The following is a 4,997-nucleotide window of genomic DNA, read 5'->3' as shown; positions in this document are numbered from 1 at the left end:
CTTTGATAACTCGCTCTGCTCAGTCGGACCAACTTATCAATTACCATTGATAAGTTGCTCGTTAAAAGTCATTTAGACTTTTAACCAATCAAATCTTCTAAGCTTTTTCAAAAATATGAGCTAAGACTTGTAGCAAAAGTATTTAAATGTGTCTTTCAGAATGTAAATATATCCCTGCGTATAAGTTAAGTGTCTGGTGTGGCTATCTATATAAGAAATAGATAAAATCCTTCATATCAAATTAGCTACGCTCGTTAGAACCCTTGGGGGACGTAAACAAATTGTTTTGCTAAGGGAAGTTATTATTCTTCCCTTAATGTATATTTTAATAAAAATCCTAAATTACATATATTTATCTGCATTTGCATAAGTTTATGTTCACAATGGAGAGTTTAATATTATAAATTTAAGCAATCCCTTGGACATAGAAATGATGTCATCGTTTGAAATACTTGATAAATCATGTACACTACTTTTTAAAGTAATTAATTCTACGTTGGAGTGTTCTTCAATACATTTATCATAAAGTTCCTTTGAACTTTTATAAGGAACCATAGGATCTAAATTGCTGTGTATTATTAATGTATTTGGAATGCTCTTACTAACATAATTTATAGGGTTGAATTTTTTTATCACAGTATTCTTATCTTTTATTGAATTAAAAATTCTTGTTAAGTCATAATTTAAATTGCTTGTATTTAAAAGGCTTAAATCAGTTGGACCTGCAAAATCAATTAAATATTTAGGTTTAGATGGATACTTACTTAAAACTTTATCATCTGTAAACTCATCATTGCCACTATAACTAGCTAGAAGAGAAAGGTGAGCACCTGATGAAACACCAATAACTCCTATTTCATTTGGATCAAGATTGTAATTAGATTTATTTTTATATATCCATCTTATAGTATCCTTAACATCTGCAACTTGTTTATTGAAATTAGCTTTATCCCTTTTGAGTTCATAAGAAGTACATATAATTGTATATCCCTCTTCTCTGAAAGTATTAAGTACAGGGCTTAAAGCATCTGGAATGCTTTTATCACCATAAACCCAGCTGCCACCGTGAACATATAAAATCACTGGTGAGGGATTACCATCCTTTTTTAGTGAAGAATAAATATCCAATGTTAGTGGAACTCCATTAGTATTTTTATATATAATATCCTTGTAATTCATGGATTTGGACATTTTTAATCCATCGATTTTTTGACTTGTCATATTGGAACTTTCTAAAGAAATATACTTATTAACTAATCTATAAGTTAATATGATTCTTTTATGAAAAATAGCAATGAAAATAATAAGTGAAGCAACTAAAACAATTAATGTTCTCTTTAAAAATTTTTTCATTAAACTTCAACATACCTAGCAATAAACTTAACTTAAAGTTTTATTAGGCGTATCCTCCTTCATTATAAGTTGAAAATAACATGATTAACAAGCCCTATAAATCCAATATATATATATCATTTTCTATAAAAAAAATCAATAAACACCATAAAGGTAAATTTAGCTAATGGAAGTCATACTGACCACTTAGAGAGGTTTGCCATAGAAAATAGAGAAATATAGAAATAGAATTTTAAGGACAGGTGAGGAGGCCACTGTCCTTAAAATTAAGTTATTGAAGAGCATTATAAATGGATTTTACCATTTCCTCCATAGTTATATTGTCTTTAGGTCTAATATTATTGTTTGAATCTACATCAAGAAGACCTAGAGTTTTTGCAAGAGATACATAGCCTACATAGCCTGTAGATATGGAGGACTTATCTGCTGGTTGGAAATTGAAGGCATCTTTCATCTTCCCAATTTTGTCGTAGTGTAGTAATTTTACTAAATACATTGAAGCTTGTTCTCTTGTAACTAAATCTGATGGTTTAAATTCACCTGAATTATCTATTATTCCAGCATTGACAGCTAACTGTAAATATTTATAATCAGCTGAATCCTTAGCTATTGTAGTGGAAATTTTTAAATCCATATTGTCGATGCGCCCATAGTAAGGATTAAAGTTTTTAATATTAGTTAATATTTTTATAAATTGTAGATTTGTAATAGTACCATCTAATTTAAAATCTTTGGTGTCAATTATTCCATTAGAGGCCAATATAGTAGCTTCTTTTTCTACAGAGGAACCTTTTATTGTATTTTGGAAGCTGCTGAAATTATCATCTAAGTCTTGTCCTAAATAATTTAGCATTTTGCCAGTAAATGCGTCAACGTAAATAGAGCCATCATAGTTTAGATTATTATTTATAGAATAAACCAGCGTTGCTTCTTTTTCATTAGTCGGAGAACTGCTATCTTTAGGAATCAGCATATACATAAGCTCTGGTATATTCTTTGAAAGAAATGCTTTCTTTGCATCATCTGTGCTTATTACATTTGAAGTATTAGGTGCAGAAACGGAAGCTTCCCAGTTACAGTTTAGATTAAGTAATTCTCCTGTTTTAGTACTAAAGTTAAGGTTTATACCATCGTACTTGTAAGGTAGTCCATTTACAAGTCTTTGAAAATTAAAACCTAAATTAGGTTGAGTATAAGAACTGCCAGTTGCGCTAGATAAATCAATAATATTTTGTTTTGTGTCTAGCTCTTTAATCTTTTCAGGATAAAGCTTAGAGATAATCTGTATAGCTTTATCATATGCTTGATCAGAAGTTAGTTTAGGTTGAAACTGTTCTTCATCATTGTTTGGAAATTCATTATATCTATATATATCAAGAATTTCACCATTTGAAGCATTTATGGAAATATTTCCATTGTTATTAACATCACTTGAGTTTTTTACAACAAATGAAGTATTCCAAGTCTTAATTCTATTACCATTAATTCCTGAGGAGCGTTCGCCATAGCCTGAGGATTGTACAGTAAAATCTTCATTATAGAGTAATTTAAGTTTTGCTTTCGCAATTTCTTCTGCTTCATCACTAGTTACAGCTTTGTTTGAATTTTGTGCACTCTGAGAGCTCTTGTAAATTTCTTCTTTTTGATCAGAGGTTATATCTTTAGATTTAATTTTTGTTCCAGTAAACTTATCTATGTTCAGTACTTCACCTGTTTTAGCATCAATTATATTTGAGGCATCAGATTCGTTAGTATAAACAAGTTTAGTGCCGTTATCTATTTCTGGGTTAAGTGGATCTGTTGAAGGAATATAAGTTAAACTCATTTTAGTGTTTTGGCTAACTAAATCAGTTCCCTTTTTTTCATCAATGATACCATCTTTAGAAGGCAGGTTAAGAGTATCTGTCCATTGGATAGAATAAGAAGATACCTTGCCAGTATATCTATCTACAGCTACATAAATATTATCTCCATATACAGGAATATTATTATCTAACCTAGTGTAGGAAAAATTGAAACTTTGATTTTTTAAACTTCCAACTTTTTTATTTTCAATAAGTTTAGTAGATTTAAATTCCTCTGGAGAAATCTTTGAAATAAAAGCTTCCGCAGTGGCTTTGGCCTGATCTTCAGTTATTGTAGCTACAGGTTTAGTACTGTTATCTGTCATATTATCAGCATAATTGTTTAAAGTAACTATTTTGCCAGTATTCTTATCAATTGATGCATGTCCACCATAATGATAATTTCCATTGTCTATGTTAAAATTTACATCCCAATAACTTTTACCTGTTTTTCCTGGATAATAACCCCTATTTGAATTTATATTAATATTAGAATCAGAGTCATTGAGAGTAATATCAAAAAAGTTTTTAAAGGCATCTTTCGTTATTTGTTTGGCCTGTTCTTTAGAAATTTTTGTGGTATCAGACTGAGTAGTACCTACTACAGAAGTATTTGCCAAAACATTATTAGTGTTTGCCGCTTCTTGAGCAAATACAGGTTTTGAACATGCAATGATAGCAGCCACTGCTGTTAAAATTATAATCTTTTTACTTTTCATGTTGTTCCCCCTTATTTATTGAAATTTTGTTTTAAAATAGAATTGTGTTTACAATTATATCATATGAAGGAAAGTATTTGAAATGAAATATCCCATATGTCGAATGATAACTTTTACCACGAACTCAGATGTAAGTCTGTTTAGGACAATTTGTTGTCTAAAAAATACGGGGATGCCAATTAAAGATATTAAAAAGTACATTGATTTATGTATGGAAGGCGCGAGCACTATAGATTTGCGGCGTTAGTTTCTGCTTTGATAAGTATTAATTTAATTCAATACCGTTAACATATTCTCTTATGATATAGTTTTTACCAAAATCGTAGACCATAGGAAAATGTCTAACACCGTTAGTCATTAGTAAAGTAATTATCAGTTGTTCAAGTAAAAGGAGGGAATAGTAGACAATCTGACAATTCCATAAAAACATAGTCGGGTGTGTCATTATGCTGAATAAGCAGTATATTAGAGAATACTTGAGTATTATCTAATTAATTTACAGTGAACGTGTGATAGAACTATTATTTATATTTATATACATGGTAAGATATCACTTGTCGCTTGAAGGAGCGGTAAACACAGATAAGAAATAGCTTGAATATAATATCGCGGGGTGGAGCAGCTGGTAGCTCGTCGGGCTCATAACCCGAAGGTCGTAGGTTCAAGTCCTGCCCCCGCAACCAAAAGTATCGATAACAATTTAGTTTGTGTAATACTTTGGAAATAAATTACTAGTTGACGAGTTAAGACAAACATGATAAGTTGTAAATCCAGTCGGAAGTGAGCGACATGATCCTTGAAAATTAAACAGAGTGAGATAAGTAAATCTTATCTATTTAAGTAAACCAGCAATTCTTTTGAACTACTTATATAAGTAGTAAAGGAAGTTAAACACTAACGTGTTTAACTAAGCGACCATCATAAAATCGAAGATTTTGGATGTCTGCTTAAGTAATGAGCATTCAAACTTTTAAATTGAGAGTTTGATCCTGGCTCAGGACGAACGCTGGCGGCGTGCTTAACACATGCAAGTCGAGCGATGAAATCCCTTCGGGGATGGATTAGCGGCGGACGGGTGAGT

General features: G+C 30.9%; 2 protein-coding genes, 1 tRNA gene, 1 rRNA gene and 1 pseudogene. 3 read left to right on the top strand and 2 right to left on the bottom strand.

The genetic code is table 11. The annotated features are described in order from the left end of the window. Positions 1–378: 378 nt before the first annotated feature. Complete coding sequence (locus I6U48_RS24155; protein ID WP_218323041.1) at positions 379–1,353, bottom strand: alpha/beta hydrolase; 975 nt, start codon at positions 1,351–1,353, stop codon at positions 379–381. Between the two features lie 271 nt (positions 1,354–1,624). Beyond that, a complete protein-coding gene (locus tag I6U48_RS24150) occupies positions 1,625–3,916 on the bottom strand; it encodes a YcdB/YcdC domain-containing protein (protein WP_218323040.1) in 2,292 nt (763 codons plus the stop codon). Between the two features lie 118 nt (positions 3,917–4,034). Between I6U48_RS24150 and I6U48_RS30560 the strand changes: the two are divergent. From I6U48_RS30560 to I6U48_RS24140, 3 genes and pseudogenes are all read left to right on the top strand, one after another. Continuing rightward, a pseudogene (locus I6U48_RS30560) lies at positions 4,035–4,160 on the top strand (MerR family transcriptional regulator); the annotation flags it as partial. A 363-nt stretch (positions 4,161–4,523) separates the two neighbouring features. After that, positions 4,524–4,599, top strand: a tRNA-Met gene (locus I6U48_RS24145). Positions 4,600–4,887: 288 nt separating this feature from the next. Further along, a 16S ribosomal RNA gene (locus I6U48_RS24140) occupies positions 4,888–4,997 on the top strand; the annotation flags it as partial.

Origin of the sequence: Clostridium thailandense (assembly GCF_019207025.1) — a bacterium.
Taxonomy (GTDB): Bacteria; Bacillota; Clostridia; order Clostridiales; family Clostridiaceae; genus Clostridium_AM; species Clostridium_AM thailandense.
This window is presented reverse-complemented; position numbering and strand designations above follow the sequence as displayed.